Origin of the sequence: Rheinheimera fenheensis, assembly GCF_039871805.1 — a bacterium.
In the GTDB taxonomy this organism is placed as follows: Bacteria; Pseudomonadota; Gammaproteobacteria; order Enterobacterales; family Alteromonadaceae; genus Alishewanella; species Alishewanella fenheensis.
Genome location: NZ_JBDPJM010000012.1, coordinates 94,808 through 114,437, shown reverse-complemented (window position 1 = coordinate 114,437; position 19,630 = coordinate 94,808). Strand labels below are relative to the sequence as shown.

Genomic DNA, 19,630 nt, shown 5'->3' with positions numbered 1-19,630 from the left:
CTTACCGCTATGACCACCCTGTACGGTATTAAAAATTGCGACACCATAAAAAAAGCCCGAGCCTGGCTGGAGCAACAGCAAATCCCTTATCAGTTTATTGACTATCGCCAGGATGGTTTAACTGCCGGGCAACTGACAGAGTTTGCCAAGCACTGCGGTTGGCAGAACCTGTTAAATACCCGCGGTACAACTTATCGTCAGTTAAGCGAAGAAGCAAAAGCGGACATGAGCGAGCAAAAAGCGCTGACCTTGATGCTGGCACAACCGGCAATGATTAAAAGACCGTTGTTGGTGCACAACAACCAGTATTTTCTGGGCTTTAAACCTGCTGACTATCAACACCTGTTTGGACTATCTGCATGAGTGATGTTATTGATCTTACGCGGGAGCTTATCTGCCGCGAGTCTGTTACGCCGGAAGATGCTGGCTGTCAACAATTAATGGCACAGCGCCTGGCCGCTGTTGGTTTTAATATTGAAGTGATGCATTTTGAAGATACGCTAAACATGTGGGCGCGCCGCGGCAGTAACAAACCGGTTTTCTGCTTCGCCGGCCACACCGACGTTGTGCCTACCGGCCCTCTGGAGCACTGGCACACGCCACCATTTGAACCGACAGTGATCTGCGATACCCTATTTGGTCGCGGTGCGGCCGATATGAAAGGCAGCCTGGCAGCCATGGTTGTGGCCACTGAGCGCTTTTTACAGCGTTACCCTACGCCCAAATTTGACCTGGCGTATCTAATTACCAGCGATGAAGAAGGGCCTTTTATCAATGGCACCAAAAGGGTTATTGAAACGCTGGAAGCCCGCAATGAGAAAATTACCTGGTGCATTGTGGGTGAACCGTCCAGCAGCCATAAAGCCGGTGATGTAGTGAAAAACGGTCGCCGCGGCTCATTGACGGGCAACCTACTGGTTAAAGGTATCCAGGGCCATGTGGCATATCCGCAGCTGGCAGAAAACCCGGTGCATAAAGCTGCTGCAGCGCTGGCAGAGCTTGCCGCCGAGCACTGGGATGACGGCAATGCTTACTTTCCGGCCACCAGCTTTCAAATTGCGAATATCCATGCCGGTACGGGCGCGTCTAACGTGATCCCCGGTGAATTAAAGGTAATGTTCAATTTTCGCTACAGCACCGAAAGCACTGCAGAGCAATTGCAACAACGGGTAACTGCCTTACTGGACCGCCACGGCTTAAATTACAACCTAAACTGGACGTTAAATGGGTTGCCTTTTCTCACCGATAAAGGCTCGCTGGTCGAAGCGACGGTGAAGGCAATCTATCAGGTACAAGGCTTCGAGCCACGGCTTGAAACCAGTGGCGGCACCTCTGACGGCCGTTTTATTGCCCCCACCGGCGCCCAAGTCGTTGAACTTGGCCCCTGTAACGCTACTATTCATAAAGTAAACGAGTGCGTGTCAGTAACCGATTTAGAGCAACTAACTAAAATGTATGAAGCGATCCTGGAGCAACTTGAGCTGAGTTTATGATGCTGTGCGATGAGGCTGTGCTTACCGGTTTAACCGAGCGACATTTAGTGCACAACGTACAAGGCGTAAAATTGCATACAGATGTTGCCGCGCCTTTTGCAGCCTTGTGTGCTGCAGCACAGCTTGACGGTATAACTATTCGCGTCGCATCATCATTTCGCTCTTTTGAACGTCAGGCACAAATCTGGCAGGCTAAATTCAGCGGCCAAAAACCGGTATTTGACCAACATGGCCAGCCAGTTTTGATGGAGCAATTGGCGGAGCTGGCTAAACTTGAAGCAATACTGCTGTACTCTGCCCTGCCCGGTGCCAGCCGGCATCACTGGGGCACCGATTTAGACTTGTATGATGCAGCTGCGGTCACTTCAGATTATAAACTGCAACTCACACCGGCTGAATATGGCCCTAACGGGCCTTTTTACCGCCTGGCCTGCTGGCTTAAGCAACACAGCGCCCGCTATGGCTTCTTCCTGCCATATCAGCACTATCAGGGTGGTGTCGCCGCCGAGCCCTGGCATCTGAGCTATCAACCTGTTGCATCAGAATACCTGGCGCAATTTAGCCCGGCGCTACTGAAACACTGTTTAGCACAGCATCCTATCGCTGGCCAGGATGTGGTGTTGGCACACCTCGATGCGCTTTATCAGCGTTACATCAGCAATATTTGCCCGCCACAATGAACTGGCCACTGTTTTGGGCACTGCTGCTGGCGTTTGGCGTTGTGGTAAGCAATATCCTGCTTATTAAGCATCTTGCTAATCTCAAGCTGCCGCCAGCGAAGTTTCCCCCTGGCGGTAATAAAACCAATAAGGAGCAACAACAAGCGCAGACAGGACCTATTCAGCACCCGGCTCGGCGCGATCAAACGCAGAATACCCCTGAATAAAGCGCTGCAACTGATCGCGCAGGTTCGGTGGCGTGCCTTTAATTAACAGGGTGTCGCTGTGTGGGTCGTATTGCACACGATCACCCAGCAGTTTTTGCTCGAAGCTGACTGATAAACCTGCACCCTGGCCGCTAAATTTTATCAGTTTTTTCAGCTCTTTTACTTCCACCGGAAACTGCTCGGCCACCTGCAACTGCTGCTCCTGGCAATAGCGTAAAAACCCTTGTTGCTCCTGCTCGTCAATCACGGCCGACAATTCGGTTAATACCACGTCTTGCCCTGCCTTGGCGCGCTCTTCACAGTAGCTGTATACCTGTTTACGCGCATCGTTTTTCTCGGCGCTGTCAAAATCAGCGGCAGAAAAATACTCTTCGACACTGGCCAGAACCACCTTGCTATTAGCTTTGGCGTCAGTGCCCTCTTCACAACCGAGGAAATCAAGAAAAAAGTCGGCGACTTTGCGCCCGGCCCGACCGCGGATAAAACTGATATATTTGCCCTGCTCAGGCGAGCTTTGATATTCGGTTAAGTCAATACGCGCAGCTAACTGCATTCTGGCAATATCTAAATGACGCGACGTTGCCAGCTCCAACTCCTCGGTTAACGAAAAATGATCCTTACTGCCGAGCAAACAGAACAGCAAATAGTCACTGGCTAAATAGCGGTAATGGCAAATCAGCAAATAACCACTTTCTGGTAATTGGTGCGCTTGCAACTGCTGCTCCAATGCCGCCGTGGCGGTATTGGCTAACACCATAAAGTCACTGTTATGTTTTTGCCAGTCGCCAAGCACTGATGCCACTTGCGGATCTTTATCGGCACTAAAGGCCGCATACCCTTTGGCAGGTTTGCCGTTGTAGGCAAGATGTAATTGCTCGACCAAATGTGCCACGGCGGCGGTGGGCGTAACCAAGGCTGGTCGATAATGCGCTTTACTTAAGGCTTGCTCATCCAGTTCCAGATAATTAATCGCCAACTGCTGCACATCTACAGACATAATTTTTCCTGTTTAAAATGAATTCTGATACTATTCTACCTGTTTACACCACATAACTTGCGGATAATTCATGCCAATTGTATCAAAGTATTCCACTGCTCAGATTGAGAAACTGGTTAATCAGTTACTGGATGTACTACACAGCGAAAAAGCCACTACCGAGCTTAGCCTGATGTGTCTGGGTAATGCAATTAGCCACGTCGTCAACAGCAGTGTCCCACCGGCACAGCGCCAGGCGGTGGTCAGTCATTTTAACCAGGCATTAGCAGATGCCGTAAACACGAAAGCTGGCTAACACCCTATGGTGCTGGAAAACAATCTGTCGCTGGTTAAAAAAGTTAACCGCCTGCTGAACTGGGGCCATTGGTTCTGCTTTTTTAATATCATTCTGGCGCTAGGTGTCACCTCTGTATATTGGCTATCAGAGCCGCTGCCGTCCAGCTTGCTGGGCCAGCTGTATCTGCCGCTAAATTGGATAGGCCATACCGCCTTTTTGTGTTTTTTATTCTTCATCCTGACCATTTTTCCGGTCTCGCTGATCTTTCCTTACCAACGTCACGTGCGTGGTCTGGCTGCGGTACTCGCAAGCTGTGCGCTGATCGTACTGATTTTTGACGCCTATGTGTATGCCCATTTGGGCTATCACATTGGCAGTGCCTCATTTGAGCAAGCGATAGATTTGCTGCGTCAGCAAATTGTCACCAACCTGCGCAACTTTGTACTGATCGTACTGGCTGTAGGCGCCATCCTGCTCGCGTTACAGCTGACGCTGAGCAACTACTGCTGGAAAAAAGTCGAACGCTTAAAACAAACCCGGATTGGCGGTGTGGCCTTAACAATGTTTATCGGCAGCTTCAGCTTAAGCCATCTTATTCATATTTATGCGGATGCCAATTTACATTATGACGTGACGCGTCAGGATAATGTCTTACCCCTGTCATACCCTGCTACAGCAAAAACGCTGTTAGCCCGTTATCAGTTGGTTGATTTAAACCGCCGGGCCCAGTTGCAGCTGGATAAACTCAACTTACCAGCCAGTACAGGCTCGACCAGTGAACTGTATTGTGAAGCCTCACGTCAAGGCGCACCTACGGTTGTGATTATCAGTGCTTTGCTGAATGAACAGCACTCTGCTGTGGTGCAAAACCTGAAGCTGAAGGCACTGGAGCAGCATTTTGCCCCGGTGCAACAGAGCGAGGCACTGTTAAACCTGGTTTACAGCACGTTTAACACTGAACATCAGCAGACGCTGGACAGTTTACAGAGCGCACCGGGTTGGCTTAACCAGACTACCGCTCAGGGTATCAGTATAAGCCGGCAGAGCACTACCGCATTGCCGCAACTGCCCTGGTTAGCAATTGACAAGCCAGCGCAATTTGCCATCGTGTTTGATAATAACCCACAGCAGCATATTAACCTTTACCAGCAGTACGCCAATGTGCTGCTGTTACAACTTAATGCCAGCGCTACACAATTTCGTCTGGCACCGGTACGCGCCTGGAGTAACTGGGCAGCGCTGCACCAGCTGCAGCCACACAGCGTAACGCAGCACTTAGATATAGTGCCGACACTATTGGCGCAGGCCGGTTGTAATGACCACGCAAGCTGGCTGGGTGATAACCTGCAAAAGCCACTAAGCTTACCTAAATTGACCATAAGCGGCGATGAAATTATCAGCTTTAAAAAAGATAAAATGTTAATACTGCGCGCCGATGGCAGTTTTGGCGTATGGTCAGCCGGCACCCTTTTACCCCTTAATGAAAAGCTTGATCAGCCGATGCTGATTGATGCGTTAAAACGCATAGATACATCAACAGTGTCCAACCCTTAATGTAGATTGCCGGATGGTTTTTTCGCCGGCCGACCGGCAAGCTCTAATTCAGCCAGGTGCAGCATATTGGTCAGTGCAATAGGCGCTACGGGCTGTGAAAAACGCTCAACATAAGCAATAGCCGCCTCTTTTAGCATTTGCTGGCATAGCTGATCGTACAAACTGAAATTGTCATAAGCCAACGGCTCGTTAAGCTCAGCCAAGTTAAGCTCGCGCTGACGACGCATAAACCATTGCAGCAAAAACTCATATTGCTTTACATCCAGCCATTGGCGCCAATCCATACCTTGCTCCTTATTATTAGCTGCAGCTTTTACGTGTCTATTAAAAATTCCGATTAGTTCAAGCACATTAATTCACTTTAAACAATAACGAGAACCGCTATCATTTAGCACATAACCCGTTTAAGGAGAGTCAATAATGACTAAGACTATTACTTTCGCCATTATGCATTTTAACATTGCATTTTTGGTCACTTATCTAATCACCGGTAGCTTTGTGTTGGGTGGTTTAGTGGCCGTAATAGAGCCAGCAGTGAATACGGTAGGTTACTTTATCCATGAAAAAGTCTGGCAACGTGTTGGCAGCCGCCCTAAAACAGCAATAGCAGTGCAGTACTTTAGGTAGTCCTGCAATGATGCAGCCGTTATGATTCTGGCGGCTGGAAGCTCCAGGCCAGAATACGGCTAACCTTTTGCCCCTGGCGCATCTCGATAACTCGTTGCTTGGCTGCACCGGCTTTTTTTACTAACGCTTGTAATGGTGTCAGATGCTTCTGCTGCGACACTAAGCTACTAAACCAACCAACCTGCTGTTTAAATTGCAGACTCTCATGGATCATTTGACTGATAAACGCCAGCTCACCGCCATTACACCACAGCTCGTGTGGCTGACCAGCAAAATTACGCTGCGCTGCACTCTTTGCTTTGGCCAAATTAGTCCATTTGCGTGCACTGGCCGCATTAGCCTCCGCCGCTGAGGCATAAAACGGCGGATTACACATGGTAAGGTGAACAAACTGACCAGCGGGGATCACGCCGGTAAAGATCGCTGCAGCTTGCTGCCTGACAACATGCACCCTGCCCCTTAACACCGGGTTACTCGCTACTATGGCTTGCGCCGACTTTACCGCGACCGTATCAATATCTGAGCCAATAACCTGCCAGCCATAAACACTGCTGGCAATGATGGGATAAATCAGATTGGCACCCGTGCCAATATCGACCAGAGTAATGTGTTTACCACGTGGAATGATATTATCGTTACCGGCCAGCAAGTCGGCTAAGTAATGCACATAATCGGCTCGCCCTGGCACCGGTGGGCATAAGTAACCTGCAGGCAGCTGCCAAAACTTCACCTGATAATAGTGTGCTAATAGCGCCTGATTCAGCGCTACGACTGCCGCATTATCCGCAAAATTAATGCTCTGCTCGCCATCGGCTTTGGTGAATACAAAAGCGGACAGCGCGGGCTGCGCTTTAATCAGCGCCGCAAAGTCATATTTACCCTGATGCAAGTTGCGTAGATGTAATAACACCTGTGCTGCCATAAAATCTTGGCCTGTAATCACTGAAACGGCGCGCAGTGTAGCATGGCACAAGGAATAGTCAGCAACATTGGCAAAAAAACGCTACAATAGCCGGCGTGTTCAAAGCCCTTGGCGGCGTAAATAGTGGATGTCAGATGCTGGCGCTTGGAAAAATAAATCGTTTAACAGTAAAAAAGCAGGTTAAATTTGGCTTTTATCTTGATGGCTTAAGCTGGGGTGAGATCTTACTGCCCAATAATGTCGCCCCCAAAGATCTGCAAATTGGTCAAACGCTGGAGGTATTTTTATACCTGGACTCAGAAGATCAGCTAATTGCTACGACCGAGCGGCCAAAAATAAAGGTTGGCGAAGTCGCCATGCTACAAGTAGTTGCAACCACGAAAGTCGGCGCCTTTGTGAACTGGGGTCTGAAAAAAGACTTGCTGGTTCCGTTTAGCGAGCAGCAACTTCCGCTCAAAGAAGGCCAGAGCTATCTGCTGTACTGTTATGTCGATAACAGTAACCGCATTGTCGCCTCCAGCAAACTGGACCGCCATCTGCATAAAACACCCGCGCCCTGTCAAGCTGGCGATATGGTGGACATTATCATTAGTGAGCAAACCGATATTGGCTATAAAGCCGTGGTTAATCACCAGCACTGGGGCGTGCTGTATAAAAATGAGGTGTTTAAGCCATTGCGCCGTGGCGACAAGCTCAGTGCCTACATCGTTAAAGTGCGTGATGATGGCAAAATCGACTTACGCCTCAATGCCGCCACTTATAAGCAAGCACTGGAGCTCACCACACAAATACTGACCAAATTGGAGCAGAATGGTGGCAAGCTTGCCCTGACAGATAAAAGCTCGCCGGAGCAAATCTACGCCAGTTTTGGCGTGAGTAAAAAAGCCTTTAAGCAGGCCATTGGTACTTTATACAAAGATAAGAAAATCGTTATCGCCGAGCACGGTATTATCTTGGTTCCCTCTGAGTAGCTAATTCCTAAGAGCAAAACGCCGGCATACGCCGGCGTTTTTCCTTAGTGGGTTAACTGTCGCGGTTTGCAGGCTTCGATAACACCAAATGCACCGCACTGGTAGCACGCTCACGAAAGCCACCTTCACAATAACACAGATAAAACTGCCATAAGCGGACAAAATTATCATCGTAACCCAGCTGATGCACTTTATCGCGGGCATGCATAAAGTTGTCGCACCAATCTTTTAACGTACGGGCATAATCAAAGCCAATATCCTGTAGGTGTCGCACTATCAGATCTGTTTTACGGCTGACTGCATCCGTCATGCGGCTGATAGATGGCAAACACCCGCCGGGAAACACGTAGCGCTTAATAAAATCAACCTCACGCACGTACTGCTTATAACGCTGATCAACAATGGTAATGGCTTGTAACACCATCAAGCCCTCTGGCTTTAACAAGCTGGAACACTTGGCAAAGTAGGTATCCAAATACTCTTCGCCCACCGCCTCAATCATTTCTATCGACACCAGCTTATCGTACTGCCCTTGCAGGTCGCGGTAATCTTCCAGCAATAGGGTGATCTGCCCTTGTAAACCCAACGCTTCAATACGTTGTTTAGCGTAGTCATACTGCTGCTGTGAAATTGTGGTGGTGGTAACTTTACAGCCATAGTGCTGCGCCGCGTAAATGGCCATACTGCCCCAGCCAGTACCAATCTCAATCAGATGGTCTGTACTTTTTAGCTGCAGTCGCTGACAAATGAGCTCAAGCTTGTGCTGCTGGGCGCTGGCTAAATCAGCCGTGTCATCCGGATATACCGCGCTGGAGTACATCATGCTGTTATCTAAGAACAAGCGGTACATCTCATTACCCAAATCATAATGGGCTGCGATGTTCTTGCGCGCCTGCGATTTAGAGTTTTTATTACGCCAGTTGAGTAACTTCAACAATGGCCGGCCAAGCCGGGTGATGGCCGAGTCAAGCTTATCTAACGTGGCCAGGTTAAGCGCGAAAATACGCACCAAGGCTGTTAGATTGTCACAGCGCCACCAACCGTAAATGTACGCCTCGCCACCGCCGACAGAGCCTGACATCACCAGCTTCTGATAAAAGGCCGGATCAACAACCGTAATCACTGCTTTTAATGCCGCTTGCTCATCGCCAAACCGCAGGCGCTGACTCCCCTCCACTACTGTGATGTCGCCATGTTGCAGCTGGCTGATAAAATCCAGCGCGAATTTGCGGCACAAGCGCTCAAACCAGCTCAGGTTGTCAAATACTGAGGTTTCAGTAAGACTCATTGTCATGCATTGTTATCCTTCGTGTTGGGGTGGGCATGCACCGGAACGCCTTTGATTAATAACTTTAGCGCATGCCAGTATATACGTAGCAGTACCTGTACGTTTTGCCACGGATGGTGGATCAGCCAACGTCGCCGCCAGGCCAGGGTCAAAGTTTGGCGCTCAAAATTCATCCAGGCACTGAATACCTGTTTGCCGGCTTTGTGGTTAGCAATACTGAGCCGTAACTGCGGTCCAGGTTGCATTATCTGCCAGTGGTATTGCATATCAATGGGGTTAAATGGCGATACGTGAAACGCTTTGGCATGTTGATACTGTGTCTGGCCACTGACGATGCTTTGCAAATAATAATGCCGCTCGTTCCAGGGCGTATTAGACACTTCAGCTAGCAAATAGCAAAAATCGCCGGCGGCATCAAAACAGTAGTACAGCGTTAGCGGGCTGAAATACAGCCCCCAGTTGGCCAGCGGCGTTAACACAAATACCTGATCAGGCGCAATAGTGCCACCAAGCTCAGCCACTTTGTCACACACCGCCTGATAAAGACTGTCTGCACCGGGCAGGTAATCGCGCCGGCGATAACTTAAAGCAGCAAATTGCTCGTAGCCTATGCCAACGCTAGCCAATGCCGAGGTGTTAAGCTGTGCAGTATCCAGATAATACAAGGCTACCTGATAAGCGAAGCGATGTTGCCTTGGCAATAACCGCAAATGGCCTACTTCACCCTGGTATACTGCATGGCCGCTCAGCATTAATAATCCACTCCCAGCAGCGCGGCAACGTCTACTGCACTTTTGGCACCGTCTTCATGAAAACCGTTATACCAGTACGCGCCACAAAAATAGGTATGATTGGCGCCATTTATTTTGCTGCGTTGCTGCTGCGCAGCCAGGGTGTAATGGTTATACACCGGGTGATCGTATTGATACACGCCGAGAATTTTGTCTGGCGCTATGGCTACAGTATTGTTCAGGGTGACGCAAAACGTCACCGGGGCACTAATCCCCTGCAAAATGTTCATGTTGTAGGTTAAGGTAGCCCTATCATTAATATTGGCATCTAAATTATAGTTCCAGGCCGCCCAGGCACGCTGACGTTTTGGCAGTAAACGGGCGTCGGTATGCAACACTACCTCATTTTTCTGATAGGCAATACCGCCAAGCACCGCCCGTTCATCTTCACTGGCTGTGTCACCCAACAGCGCCAAGGCCTGATCGCTATGGCACGCCAATACCAGCTTATCGAAATGCTCGGTACGGCCGTCAGCGAATTGCAGCATAACGCCTTTATCGTCGCGCTGTACCTTAGTGATGCGCTGGCCAAGTTTTACCTTGTCAGCGCCCAGCTTCGCTGTCAATGCCTCGACATAACGCTTCGAGCCGCCTTTAATCACTGACCACTGCGGCCGGTCACTGACGTTCAGCAAGCCGTGATTATTGAAGAAACGCAGGAAAAAACGCACTGGAAAGGCAGGCATTTCAGCCAAACCCGCCGACCAGATGGCAGCTCCCATCGGCATTAAATAGTTATCACGGATAGCATTGCCAAAATCGTGCTTCAGTAAAAAATCGCCCAGGGCTAAATCAAGATCCGGATGTTGCTCGGCCAACAGCTTTTTACCCAACTTGTTAAAGCGCACTATTTCCAGCAGCATACCCCAGAAAGAGGGCCGAAACAGGTTACGCCGCTGTGCAAATAAGCTACTGAAGGTGTTACCGTTATACTCTAGGTTTTGTGCACTGTGCTTTACTGAAAAGCTCATGGTGGTGTGCTGAAATGCTACCCCCAACTCCGCGATAAAGCGGTTAAAAATCGGGTAGGTCCAATTATTAAACACGATGAAACCCGTATCTATGGCATATTGCTTGCCTTCAACTGTGACATCTACCGTTGCCGTGTGACCGCCCAGATAATCATTCGCCTCTATTAAGGTCACATCATGTTTTTGCTGTAACAGGTACCAGGCCATCATACCCGAAATACCGCCGCCCACTACTGCTATGCGCATACTACTTCCTTATTTTTTGCTTAGGTGCGGCGCTGCCTTAACTGTTCGCCATACGTTGTTTTACTTTACTGGTCAGCCAGCCAATTACCGGCAAGTGCTGATAGACCATTTCGCTTAAATCATAATAATCACGGTGATAAATAATGTGTCCGTCTTGCCAGCGCAATACCGAGCAGCCCTCCACGACAATCAGTTTATCTTTGCTAATTGCCGGGTGAGAAAACTGCATACGCCAGCTTAAAAAGCCATGGTTGTCCTGCTCCAGTTTATCTTGCCCGATAAACTCGCAGTGCGCTAAGCGCTCATAGGCATGGCTAAAATACGAGCTTAATGCATCGCGGCCATGAATTTCATGCACCGGATCAATAAAAACAACGTCCGGATGGTACACCTGCTGCAACGACTGCAGGTTGTTACCCGATAGGGCGTTGTAAAACTGTAAAAACTGGTCAATTCGGGGACAGGCTATGGTCGTCATCAGCTTTTCTTTACCTCGGCGAATAAGGCTAATGTGTGCTTGCGTGCAACGCTATGGTCCACTATCGGTTTGGGGTAAGCTTTAACGCCCCCAACTTTAGCGGGCCAATGCAATGCCGCACCCTGCAGCTTGCTAAGCTCTGGCACATACAAACGGATAAAGTCGCCGTGCGGATCAAACTTTTCGCTTTGGCTTACCGGATTAAAAATTCGGAAATACGGCGCGGCGTCAGTGCCGGTTGAGGCAGCCCACTGCCAGCCACCATTATTGGCGGCAAAGTCACCATCAATCAGCTTCGACATAAAATAGCGCTCGCCCAGGCGCCAGTCGATATGTAAATCTTTCACCAAAAAACTGGCGACAATCATCCTCAAACGGTTGTGCATCCAACCGGTTTGGTTCAGCTGACGCATGGCTGCATCGACTATCGGGTATCCGGTTTGCCCCTCACACCAAGCCTGAAATAGCGTGTTATTATTCGTCCAGCGGATAGCTGCAGTATCGGCCTGAAACGGCTGATGCTTTATCAGCTGCGGGTAGGCAACAAGAATATGTTTATAAAACTCACGCCAGATAAGTTCAGACAGCCATACTTCAGCACCACTTTTTTCCAGCGCCCAACTGTCTTTTGCTTCTAACTGTAAACGGGCAACACACTGCATAGCAGAGATAGCACCGATCGCCAGGTAAGGCGACAGCTTGGAGGTACCATCAACAGCGGGGAAATCACGTTGCCGCTGATAATCTTCAACTTTCTGCTGGCAAAATAACCGCAGTGCCGCGAGTATGTCCTCTTCCGTTGTAGCCCAATTCACCGAGCTGTTATCACCCGCTTGCATTGCTGGATATTCAGGTAATGCCGGTACCTTCTGCTGTAGCGGCTTTGGCCTGCCCAGGCAATGCGCACCCTGCTGATGCAGCCGTGCCAGCCAGCTGCGTTTAAACGGGGTAAACACTTTATAGATGTCACCCTGCTGCGTACGAATACTGCCCGGCGGCATAATACACTGGGTGTCAAACTGCACCAGCTCACCGCTACTGTTACTGAGCAGCTGTGCAACCTTGGCATCGCGTTGCTGCTCACGTAGCTCGTATTCGGTTTGAGCAAACACTGTTAACCGAAACGACTGACATAACTGCGCAAAAGCAGCCGGCACTTGCTGATAACCACTCCCCTCTACCGCCAGCAGCGGTATATTGAGCACTGCAAGCTCCTGACCTAGCGCCTGGACCCGACGGCGGATCAAGTCTTGCTTTATCGGTGCCATATCATGCTGTGTCCAGGTTTGGGGCGTGGCGATAAAAAGGCCGACTAGCGCAGTGTCGTGTCTGGTAGCATGTTCAATGGCACTGCACAACACAGCGTTATCCAGAGTGCGCAAATCGTTTCTAAACCAGACAACAGTTAATGCAGACATGTTAGGCTCGCAGTCCAAGGGTTTCAGGATAAGGGTTAAAATAGCGCTGCGCACTGACGTAGGCGTTCGGATGCTGTTTCAAATGATGTTGCAGCAAGGTAACAGGCGCGAGCAGTGGCACAAAGCCCTGCCGGTAACGGTCTATCAGGCTGGCAAGCTCTTGCTTGGCTTCTGCACTTAAACCATGTTTTAAAAAGCCTTGTAAATGCTGCAACACGTTAGCATGTTGCTTGCGCGTGGCAATGTTTTTCAGTGCCTGCATCAGCTCCAGCAAATAACGCTGTTGTAACTCTTCTGCTGCAAATAACTTAGCATTGGCTACCAAGCGACCCAGCTCGCGGTAGGCAACGGGGCTGTGTGCCATCACAAGAAACTTATACCGACTGTGAAAGGCCACTAACTTACCTACGCTAAAACCATCCTGCACCGTCTGCTGGTAGTCATGACAGCTAAATACACGGCATATAAAATTTTCTTTCAGCGCAGGATCAAACAAGCGGCCATCTTCCTCTACCGGTAGCCACGGATACTTCTGCATCAATTGATGGGTAAACAGGCCCACACCCAGCTTACCCATTTGCTGTCCTTTGGCATCAAACAACCGCACACGCTCCATGCCGCAGCTGGGCGATTTGGCGCAAACAATATAACCGCTAAGCCCGGCTAACTGCGGTAATTTCTTGTCGCTAAATGCCAGCATTGCCTCGGTGTGATTTATGGCTGGATTGTTACTTTGCACCAGTTGTACTTGCTGCGAATCATCCAGCTGCAGCCTTATCGCTGGCCGTGGTGAGGGCATGCCAATCGCCATTTCCGGACATACCGGCACGTACTGTACCAACGACGCCAGTTGCTGCATGCAAAAGGATGAACCCTTGTGGCCGCCATCAAAGCGCACTTTTTCACCTAAAACACAGGCACTGATACCAATTTTTACCGTCATAATGCTTATCCGCTTCTAGATGTGCTACTTACTGTACAAGCCAGCGTTTGGATCGCAATTATTTTTCAGCCTGTGTGTAAGTGAATAAAAAAACGGCAAGTAGCTTTCGCTATTTGCCGTTTATAAACCAGGTTACACACCACTTATTTCTTGCTGGTGCCTACCTCAACCCGAGACTTTAATTTTTGTCCGGGGCGGAACGTCACCACACAACGGGCAGAAATAGGAATGTCTTCACCGGTTTTAGGGTTACGACCCGGTCGCTCATTTTTCACCCGCAGGTCAAAATTGCCAAAGCCGGATAACTTTACCTGATCACCCGCCTCTAAGGCAGCACGGATTTCTTCAAAAAAAGCTTCCACTATTAATTTGGCATCGCGTTTGCTAACACCAAACTTTGTAAACAGACGTTCTGCTAAATCGGCTTTGGTAAGCGCCATTCTTAATCCCTCAACGTTGCGTTGAACTCTTCACCAAGCGCGCTAACTACTTGATTTACCAACTGTTGGATATCTTTATCTTCCAGGGTACGCGCTATATCCTGCAGGGTCAGAGCAATGGCCAGCGATTTAAAACCCTCTGCCACACCCGGTCCTGTGTATACGTCAAACAATTTTAGGTCAACTAGTTGATTTCCGCCAACTTTTTTTATAGTAGCAGCTATATCAGCAAAACGCACCTCTGTTTTTACCACCAACGCCAGGTCACGTCGGTTGGCCGGGTACTTCGACAGCTCTTTAGCCTGCACGATATCACGCATGCCAAGCGCTGACAGCTCCAGCTCAAACAGATAGGCTTTACCTTTAATACCCAGTTTACGCTCAGCCTCAGGGTGCAGTGCGCCCAAATAGCCGACCAGGTTGTCGCCACGGTAAACAGCCGCTGTTTGCCCCGGATGCAAGGCACTGTGCTCAGCGGTAACAAAACGAAACGCATCCGGCGCCGACGTTTGTGCCAGCAGCGCTTCAACATCGCCTTTTACATCATAGAAGTCGGCAACGCGGTTTTCCATGTTCCAATGCTCATTATGCATTGAACCCAGAATAACACCGCCTAATACCTCAACCTGACGTACACCACCCTCAGCTTGTGCATCTGGCACAAACTTCAAACCATACTCAAACAGCCGGATCCGGTTTTGTTGCCGGTTTTGGTTGTATTGCACAGTTTGCAATAAGCCCGGCCACAGGTTAAGCCGCATGGCTGACATGTCAGCCGAAATCGGGTTAGGTAGCACCAATGCCTGTTGCTGCGGGAACAACTGTTGCTGCACTTTAGGGTCAACAAAACTGTAGGTAATCGCTTCCTGATAACCGCGGTCTACCAGCACAGTGCGCAGGCGCTGCACACTTAACTCAGCTTCATTAAAGCTACGCATTTTCAAACTGGCTTGCGGTGCAATATTAGGGATATTGTTATAGCCATATACCCGAGCCACTTCTTCAATCAGATCTTCAGCAATGCTGATATCAAAACGGTAGCCCGGCACCTTTACCTGCCAGCCGTCAGCCGTTTCGATCACTTTCAGGCCTAACCGGCTAAAAATGGCGCTGACATCAGTCTTGGCGATACTAATGCCTAAAATACGGCTCAGTTTGGCTTCAGTTAAGCTGATATCGGCAGTTTTTGGCAGATGCGTCTCTGATACCGCTTCGACCACCGGGCCTGACTCGCCACCACAAATATCGATTAGCAAGCGGGTGGCGCGCTCCATTGCCTCGCGCTGCAGCTGGGGATCTACCCCACGCTCGTAGCGGTGGGATGCATCAGTGTGCAGGCCGTATTGACGGGCTTTACCTGCGATAGCCAAAGGCGCAAAAAATGCACTTTCTAAAAAGATGTCTTTACTGTTGGCGGTGACGCCACTGTGCAAGCCACCAAATACACCAGCCATTGCCAGCGCTTTACTGTTATCGGCAATAACCAAGGTATTGGCTTTGAGCGTTACTTCACTTTCATCCAGCAGCACCAGCTTTTCGCCGTCATTAGCCAGACGCACAGTAATATCACCATCGATGCTGGCTAAATCAAATGCGTGCATCGGGTGGCCCAGCTCCAGCAGCACATAGTTGGTAATATCCACTACCGCATCGATACTGCGCACACCGCAGCGGCGCAGCTTTTCTGTTAGCCAAAGTGGGCTGGGCGCACTGACATTGACGTTACGGATAATACGGCCCAAGTAACGCGGGCAGGCGTCCGGCGCGGCCAAGTGAATGGCTTTTGTCTCGGCATGGGTCGCAGCTACAGCGTCAATCACCGGCTGGCATACGTCTAACTTATTTAACACCCCAACTTCACGGGCCAGGCCTTTTATGCCTAAACAGTCAGCGCGGTTGGGCGTTAAATCCACTTCGATAATACAGTCGTCCAGCTCAAGATACTGGCGAATATCCTGCCCCAGCGGCGCATCTTGTGGCAGTTCGATAATGCCATCTGAATCCTCGGCCATACCAAGCTCAGAGAACGAACACAGCATACCGTTAGAAGGCTGGCCGCGTAGTTTGGCCTTTTTGATAACAAAATCACCCGGCAGCACAGCACCCACGGTAGCTACCGCGACTTTTAAACCTTTACGGCAGTTTTTTGCACCACAGACGATGTCCAGCAATTCGCCGCTGCCAACATTCACTTTAGTTACCTGCAGTTTATCGGCATCCGGGTGCGGACCGCACTCGACCACTTCACCTACCACTACGCCGCTAAATTTACCTGCTACCGGCTCAATACCATCTACTTCTAGACCGGCCATAGACAACTGTTCAGATAAGGTGTTGCTGTCAATAGCAGGGTTTACCCACTGCCGTAACCAGGCTTCACTGAATTTCATTTACTTCACTCCGCTTATCTGAACTGTTTTAAGAAACGTAAATCATTTTCGAAGAAGGCACGCAAATCGGTTACCCCGTAGCGCAGCATGGTTAGGCGCTCAACGCCCATGCCAAAAGCAAAACCGCTGTATACCTCAGGGTCAATGCCAACTGAGCGCAGCACATTCGGGTGCACCATACCGCAGCCTAATACTTCCAGCCATTTGCCATTTTTGCCCATCACATCAACTTCGGCAGAGGGTTCTGTGAACGGGAAAAACGAGGGCCGAAAACGGATCTGCAAATCTTCTTCAAAGAAGTTATGCAAAAAGTCGTGCAGTATGCCTTTAAGCTCGGTAAAGCTGACTTTGGTATCTACCATCAAGCCTTCTACCTGATGAAACATCGGGGTATGGGTTTGGTCGTAATCGTTACGATATACACGGCCTGGCGAGATGATACGCAGTGGCGGCTGTTGCTGCTCCATAGTACGAATTTGCACGCCCGAGGTTTGAGTGCGCAGCATCAGCTTAGGGTTAAAATAGAAGGTATCATGATCGGCCCGGGCCGGGTGGTGCTCGGGAATATTCAGCGCGTCGAAATTATGAAAATCATCTTCAATTTCCGGACCGTGCTTTACCTCAAAGCCAAGTTCAGCAAAAAATGCACTGATACGCTCTATGGTACGGGTGACCGGGTGCAGGCCACCAAATTCCAGCGTGCGGCCCGGTAAGGTAACGTCAATTTGTTCCTGCGCCAATTTTGCCGCCAGCTGAGCGTTTTGCAGCAGATCGCGCCGTGCATTCAGCGCATCCTGCACCTGCTGTTTTAATTCGTTAATTTGCGCGCCAGCTTGTTTGCGCTGCTCAGGATCCATGGCTCCCAGCGATTTTAATAGTTCAGTGATGCTGCCCTTTTTGCCAAGAAACTCGACCCGGATCTGTTCCAGTGCCGGAATATCAGTGGCGGCGGCAACGGCCTCTAAGGCGTTTTCCATTATTGCTGTCAGGTTCATGCGTGTCCTCAAAGCAGCTAGTAGTGTTCAGTATTAAAGCCGCTAATGATACACCAGAACCTTGGCTAAACGCAGGCGTTTAACTGACTTTTTCTGGCAAACCGTATGGATTAATTAAGAATTTCTTTGACAAAAGGAATGGTTAACTTGCGCTGATGAACTAAGGTGGCTTTATCCAGCTTATCCAGCATCGCCACCAGGGCGCGGATATCTCTGTCCTGATGATTAAGCAAGTAGCGCGCGACCTCATCAGGCAGCTCCATGCCACGCAGGCGGGCTTTTTGTTGCAGCAGCTTTTGCTTGTCATCATCGGTCAGCAGGCGCAGCTGAAAACTGGTGCAAGCCTGCAAACGCGACACTAAATCAGCCAGTTGTAGCCCAAGCTGAGCCGGTGCCTGGTTACCCACGATAATTAAAGCCTTGCCCTGCTCCAGCATACGGTTGTAAAGATCAAACACCGCAGTTTGCCAGCTGAGCTCGCCGGTGATGGCCTGGATATTATCCAGACACACCAAATCTAAATGTTCCAAATTATCCAGTAGGCGCGGGCTAAATTGACGGCACTCATCCAGCGCCACCAGCTGGCTGGTTAAGCCCTGCTCCTGCGCCTGTACGCAGGCAGCGTATAACAAATGCGACTTACCACTGCCACTGGCACCAAATAAATACAGTGGGTTTTGTGCTGTGCTTTGGCCAAGGTAGTGTTTCAAATAGGCGACTGCGGCGCTTTGCGCGCCGGCATAAAAGCTGTCGAGGGTTTCATCCTCCGGCAGCGTTACCGCCAACGTATATTGCAGAGGTTGCATCAGGGCCGGCTGTAAATAAAGGTGGCCAGCACCGGAACAGCGGTGCTATCTAAGGCTTGTTCTTGGCCCACTGCATCATTAATTGACTCAGTATCGCCTGATAAGGCAGGACTGGCTAATTTTAAGCGCGGGCTAAAGCGCAGCGCATTCATCAGGCCATCGGCACCTGTACTGCTACTGATCAAATAATAAGTGCTGCCACTGACAAAGCGGCTAATGGTTACCTCAGTAACGCCTACCAGTTGCTGCAATAAACGCTGTACGTGAACGATATCGGCCAGGTTATGCAGTTGCTGCACTTCTAACAACAGCTGGGCGCCATTCTCGCTGCTAAGCACACTGGCGTATTGCTGCGCCAGCTGCGAAGCCAGTACTGCAGCAAAAGCTTGCATCAGACTATCGGCATCCGATGCGCTGACTTCATCACGAAAGGTACGGTTATCGGCCTGACGCTGCCAGTTAAGACTCAGTGCAGCCTCGCCTTCGCCGGCTTTCGTATTCACTGTGGCAGCAATAACGACATCGGGATTATACCGACCACTGGCCTGTGTTATCGGCTGCCAGAAACCGGCCCAGACATCGGTATCCGACAACTGGTTTATGTCGTCAAAATCGTATAACGGCTGCAATAGCGGTAAAGCCGATTGCTTGAATGCCTTTTGTAGCGCAGTTATCAGCTCAGTGTCAGCACCGCGGATAAAACGACGCTGCTGGCCGTCCTGCAACACCAGCCACACCAGAATATCAGGCCGCATACTGCCCCATACCGGCAGTTGGTTGTTCTGCAATAACTGGTTAATTTTTACCGCGTCCAGCAGCACCCGCATGCGGTTGCCATCCTGATGCCGTATCGCTTCAAACTGCTTAACGTATGCCGAGGGTGCGGCAAGCTCAGTAGCAATCGCCGGCAGGCTGGCAATTTCGGTATTGCCGGTAACCCTTACCAACACCTGCTGTAAAGCAAGACGCTGCCACTGCGCGGGTCCACCTGTGGCTTCCACCTCTGCCTGGTACAAGTCTGTAACCTGCGCCGCTCCGGCACTCAGGCTTGTTATCAATACAAACAGCAGAAGTCCTGTAATCCGCATTCCCATTCCCTACTAAAGCCTTGGTTAAATACCGTACTGTGCCGTGTGT

The 19,630-nt window shown here is 50.0% G+C and carries 21 protein-coding genes; 7 read left to right on the top strand and 14 right to left on the bottom strand.

The features are described 5' to 3' along the window. The first annotated feature begins 9 nt into the window (after positions 1-9). Genes ABGI61_RS15115 through ABGI61_RS15105 form a run of 3 tightly spaced genes read left to right on the top strand, consistent with a single transcriptional unit; the run spans position 10 to position 2,173 of the window. Positions 10-363 (top strand): ArsC family reductase, encoded by a 354-nt coding sequence (locus tag ABGI61_RS15115; protein WP_347602626.1) that lies wholly within the window; start codon positions 10-12, stop codon positions 361-363. Further along, positions 360-1,493 carry a succinyl-diaminopimelate desuccinylase gene (gene dapE / locus ABGI61_RS15110; RefSeq protein WP_347602623.1) on the top strand — a complete coding sequence of 378 codons (1,134 nt, stop codon included), beginning with the start codon at positions 360-362 and terminating at the stop codon, positions 1,491-1,493. Before ABGI61_RS15115 ends, dapE begins: the two co-directional genes overlap by 4 nt. Continuing rightward, positions 1,490-2,173 carry a M15 family metallopeptidase gene (locus ABGI61_RS15105; RefSeq protein ID WP_347602620.1) on the top strand — a complete coding sequence of 228 codons (684 nt, stop codon included), beginning with the start codon at positions 1,490-1,492 and terminating at the stop codon, positions 2,171-2,173. Before dapE ends, ABGI61_RS15105 begins: the two co-directional genes overlap by 4 nt. Positions 2,174-2,329: 156 nt before the next feature. Here the strand turns inward: ABGI61_RS15105 and yejK are convergent, their stop codons facing one another. Further along, the gene (gene yejK, locus ABGI61_RS15100; RefSeq protein ID WP_347602617.1) at positions 2,330-3,376 is read right to left on the bottom strand and encodes a nucleoid-associated protein YejK; all 1,047 of its coding nucleotides are present in this window, start codon (positions 3,374-3,376) and stop codon (positions 2,330-2,332) included. 70 nt (positions 3,377-3,446) lie between these two features. On the opposite strand from yejK, the gene ABGI61_RS15095 reads away from it, so the two are divergent. Together ABGI61_RS15095 and ABGI61_RS15090 are read left to right on the top strand one after the other, a co-directional pair. Next, positions 3,447-3,671, top strand: a complete 225-nt coding sequence (locus tag ABGI61_RS15095) for a YejL family protein (RefSeq protein WP_347602614.1) — start codon at positions 3,447-3,449, stop codon at positions 3,669-3,671. A gap of 6 nt (positions 3,672-3,677) precedes the next feature. Further along, positions 3,678-5,207: a DUF3413 domain-containing protein gene (locus ABGI61_RS15090; protein ID WP_347602611.1), complete on the top strand. Its 1,530-nt coding sequence runs from the start codon at positions 3,678-3,680 to the stop codon at positions 5,205-5,207. Here the strand turns inward: ABGI61_RS15090 and ABGI61_RS15085 are convergent. Beyond that, positions 5,204-5,491, bottom strand: coding sequence for a hypothetical protein (locus ABGI61_RS15085; protein ID WP_347602608.1), 288 nt, complete (start codon positions 5,489-5,491; stop codon positions 5,204-5,206). The two genes, ABGI61_RS15090 and ABGI61_RS15085, sit on opposite strands and share 4 nt — an antisense overlap. A gap of 136 nt (positions 5,492-5,627) precedes the next feature. On the opposite strand from ABGI61_RS15085, the gene ABGI61_RS15080 reads away from it, so the two are divergent. Further along, positions 5,628-5,834: a DUF2061 domain-containing protein gene (locus ABGI61_RS15080; protein WP_347602605.1), complete on the top strand. Its 207-nt coding sequence runs from the start codon at positions 5,628-5,630 to the stop codon at positions 5,832-5,834. Positions 5,835-5,853: 19 nt separating this feature from the next. On the opposite strand, the gene rlmF is transcribed toward ABGI61_RS15080, so the two are convergent. Further along, complete coding sequence (gene rlmF, locus ABGI61_RS15075; protein WP_347602602.1) at positions 5,854-6,756, bottom strand: 23S rRNA (adenine(1618)-N(6))-methyltransferase RlmF; 903 nt, start codon at positions 6,754-6,756, stop codon at positions 5,854-5,856. A gap of 134 nt (positions 6,757-6,890) precedes the next feature. Between rlmF and ABGI61_RS15070 the strand changes: the two genes are divergently transcribed. Then, a complete protein-coding gene (locus tag ABGI61_RS15070; RefSeq protein ID WP_347602599.1) occupies positions 6,891-7,727 on the top strand; it encodes a CvfB family protein in 837 nt (278 codons plus the stop codon). A gap of 52 nt (positions 7,728-7,779) precedes the next feature. Here ABGI61_RS15070 and ABGI61_RS15065 read toward each other — a convergent pair whose 3' ends face one another. From ABGI61_RS15065 to ABGI61_RS15015, 11 genes are all read right to left on the bottom strand, one after another. Continuing rightward, on the bottom strand, positions 7,780-9,021 hold the full coding sequence (locus ABGI61_RS15065) for a class I SAM-dependent methyltransferase (RefSeq protein ID WP_347602596.1): 1,242 nt from the start codon (positions 9,019-9,021) through the stop codon (positions 7,780-7,782). Continuing rightward, positions 9,018-9,767 carry a DUF1365 domain-containing protein gene (locus tag ABGI61_RS15060; protein WP_347602593.1) on the bottom strand — a complete coding sequence of 250 codons (750 nt, stop codon included), beginning with the start codon at positions 9,765-9,767 and terminating at the stop codon, positions 9,018-9,020. The genes ABGI61_RS15065 and ABGI61_RS15060 overlap by 4 nt, the downstream gene beginning before the upstream one ends. After that, the gene (locus tag ABGI61_RS15055; RefSeq protein WP_347602590.1) at positions 9,767-11,023 is read right to left on the bottom strand and encodes an NAD(P)/FAD-dependent oxidoreductase; all 1,257 of its coding nucleotides are present in this window, start codon (positions 11,021-11,023) and stop codon (positions 9,767-9,769) included. The genes ABGI61_RS15060 and ABGI61_RS15055 overlap by 1 nt, the downstream gene beginning before the upstream one ends. A gap of 37 nt (positions 11,024-11,060) precedes the next feature. Continuing rightward, a complete protein-coding gene (locus ABGI61_RS15050; RefSeq protein WP_347602587.1) occupies positions 11,061-11,501 on the bottom strand; it encodes a nuclear transport factor 2 family protein in 441 nt (146 codons plus the stop codon). Beyond that, positions 11,501-12,919, bottom strand: coding sequence for a deoxyribodipyrimidine photo-lyase (gene phrB / locus ABGI61_RS15045; RefSeq protein ID WP_347602584.1), 1,419 nt, complete (start codon positions 12,917-12,919; stop codon positions 11,501-11,503). Before phrB ends, ABGI61_RS15050 begins: the two co-directional genes overlap by 1 nt. Position 12,920: 1 nt before the next feature. Then, positions 12,921-13,862: a YbgA family protein gene (locus ABGI61_RS15040; RefSeq protein WP_347602581.1), complete on the bottom strand. Its 942-nt coding sequence runs from the start codon at positions 13,860-13,862 to the stop codon at positions 12,921-12,923. 143 nt (positions 13,863-14,005) lie between these two features. Then, the gene (locus ABGI61_RS15035) at positions 14,006-14,302 is read right to left on the bottom strand and encodes an integration host factor subunit alpha (RefSeq protein WP_008223539.1); all 297 of its coding nucleotides are present in this window, start codon (positions 14,300-14,302) and stop codon (positions 14,006-14,008) included. A gap of 2 nt (positions 14,303-14,304) precedes the next feature. Then, entirely contained in the window at positions 14,305-16,692 is a 2,388-nt protein-coding gene (gene pheT, locus ABGI61_RS15030) for a phenylalanine--tRNA ligase subunit beta (RefSeq protein WP_347602578.1), read from the bottom strand. A gap of 14 nt (positions 16,693-16,706) precedes the next feature. Then, positions 16,707-17,687 (bottom strand): phenylalanine--tRNA ligase subunit alpha, encoded by a 981-nt coding sequence (gene pheS / locus ABGI61_RS15025; RefSeq protein WP_347602575.1) that lies wholly within the window; start codon positions 17,685-17,687, stop codon positions 16,707-16,709. Between the two features lie 110 nt (positions 17,688-17,797). Next, positions 17,798-18,493: a DnaA inactivator Hda gene (gene hda, locus ABGI61_RS15020; protein WP_347602572.1), complete on the bottom strand. Its 696-nt coding sequence runs from the start codon at positions 18,491-18,493 to the stop codon at positions 17,798-17,800. Further along, positions 18,493-19,551 (bottom strand): DUF8605 domain-containing protein, encoded by a 1,059-nt coding sequence (locus ABGI61_RS15015; RefSeq protein WP_347602569.1) that lies wholly within the window; start codon positions 19,549-19,551, stop codon positions 18,493-18,495. Before ABGI61_RS15015 ends, hda begins: the two co-directional genes overlap by 1 nt. Between the last annotated feature and the right edge of the window lie 79 nt (positions 19,552-19,630).

Excerpts from the sequence above, each read along its gene's own strand:
- ABGI61_RS15115 (WP_347602626.1), top strand. The coding sequence starts at position 10 with ATGACCACCCTGTACGGTATTAAAAATTGCGACACCATAAAAAAAGCC.
- dapE (WP_347602623.1), top strand. The coding sequence starts at position 360 with ATGAGTGATGTTATTGATCTTACGCGGGAGCTTATCTGCCGCGAGTCT.
- ABGI61_RS15105 (WP_347602620.1), top strand. The coding sequence starts at position 1,490 with ATGATGCTGTGCGATGAGGCTGTGCTTACCGGTTTAACCGAGCGACAT.
- yejK (WP_347602617.1), bottom strand. The coding sequence starts at position 3,376 with ATGTCTGTAGATGTGCAGCAGTTGGCGATTAATTATCTGGAACTGGAT.
- ABGI61_RS15095 (WP_347602614.1), top strand. The coding sequence starts at position 3,447 with ATGCCAATTGTATCAAAGTATTCCACTGCTCAGATTGAGAAACTGGTT.
- ABGI61_RS15090 (WP_347602611.1), top strand. The coding sequence starts at position 3,678 with ATGGTGCTGGAAAACAATCTGTCGCTGGTTAAAAAAGTTAACCGCCTG.
- ABGI61_RS15085 (WP_347602608.1), bottom strand. The coding sequence starts at position 5,491 with ATGGATTGGCGCCAATGGCTGGATGTAAAGCAATATGAGTTTTTGCTG.
- ABGI61_RS15080 (WP_347602605.1), top strand. The coding sequence starts at position 5,628 with ATGACTAAGACTATTACTTTCGCCATTATGCATTTTAACATTGCATTT.
- rlmF (WP_347602602.1), bottom strand. The coding sequence starts at position 6,756 with ATGGCAGCACAGGTGTTATTACATCTACGCAACTTGCATCAGGGTAAA.
- ABGI61_RS15070 (WP_347602599.1), top strand. The coding sequence starts at position 6,891 with ATGCTGGCGCTTGGAAAAATAAATCGTTTAACAGTAAAAAAGCAGGTT.
- ABGI61_RS15065 (WP_347602596.1), bottom strand. The coding sequence starts at position 9,021 with ATGACAATGAGTCTTACTGAAACCTCAGTATTTGACAACCTGAGCTGG.
- ABGI61_RS15060 (WP_347602593.1), bottom strand. The coding sequence starts at position 9,767 with ATGCTGAGCGGCCATGCAGTATACCAGGGTGAAGTAGGCCATTTGCGG.
- ABGI61_RS15055 (WP_347602590.1), bottom strand. The coding sequence starts at position 11,023 with ATGCGCATAGCAGTAGTGGGCGGCGGTATTTCGGGTATGATGGCCTGG.
- ABGI61_RS15050 (WP_347602587.1), bottom strand. The coding sequence starts at position 11,501 with ATGACGACCATAGCCTGTCCCCGAATTGACCAGTTTTTACAGTTTTAC.
- phrB (WP_347602584.1), bottom strand. The coding sequence starts at position 12,919 with ATGTCTGCATTAACTGTTGTCTGGTTTAGAAACGATTTGCGCACTCTG.
- ABGI61_RS15040 (WP_347602581.1), bottom strand. The coding sequence starts at position 13,862 with ATGACGGTAAAAATTGGTATCAGTGCCTGTGTTTTAGGTGAAAAAGTG.
- ABGI61_RS15035 (WP_008223539.1), bottom strand. The coding sequence starts at position 14,302 with ATGGCGCTTACCAAAGCCGATTTAGCAGAACGTCTGTTTACAAAGTTT.
- pheT (WP_347602578.1), bottom strand. The coding sequence starts at position 16,692 with ATGAAATTCAGTGAAGCCTGGTTACGGCAGTGGGTAAACCCTGCTATT.
- pheS (WP_347602575.1), bottom strand. The coding sequence starts at position 17,687 with ATGAACCTGACAGCAATAATGGAAAACGCCTTAGAGGCCGTTGCCGCC.
- hda (WP_347602572.1), bottom strand. The coding sequence starts at position 18,493 with ATGCAACCTCTGCAATATACGTTGGCGGTAACGCTGCCGGAGGATGAA.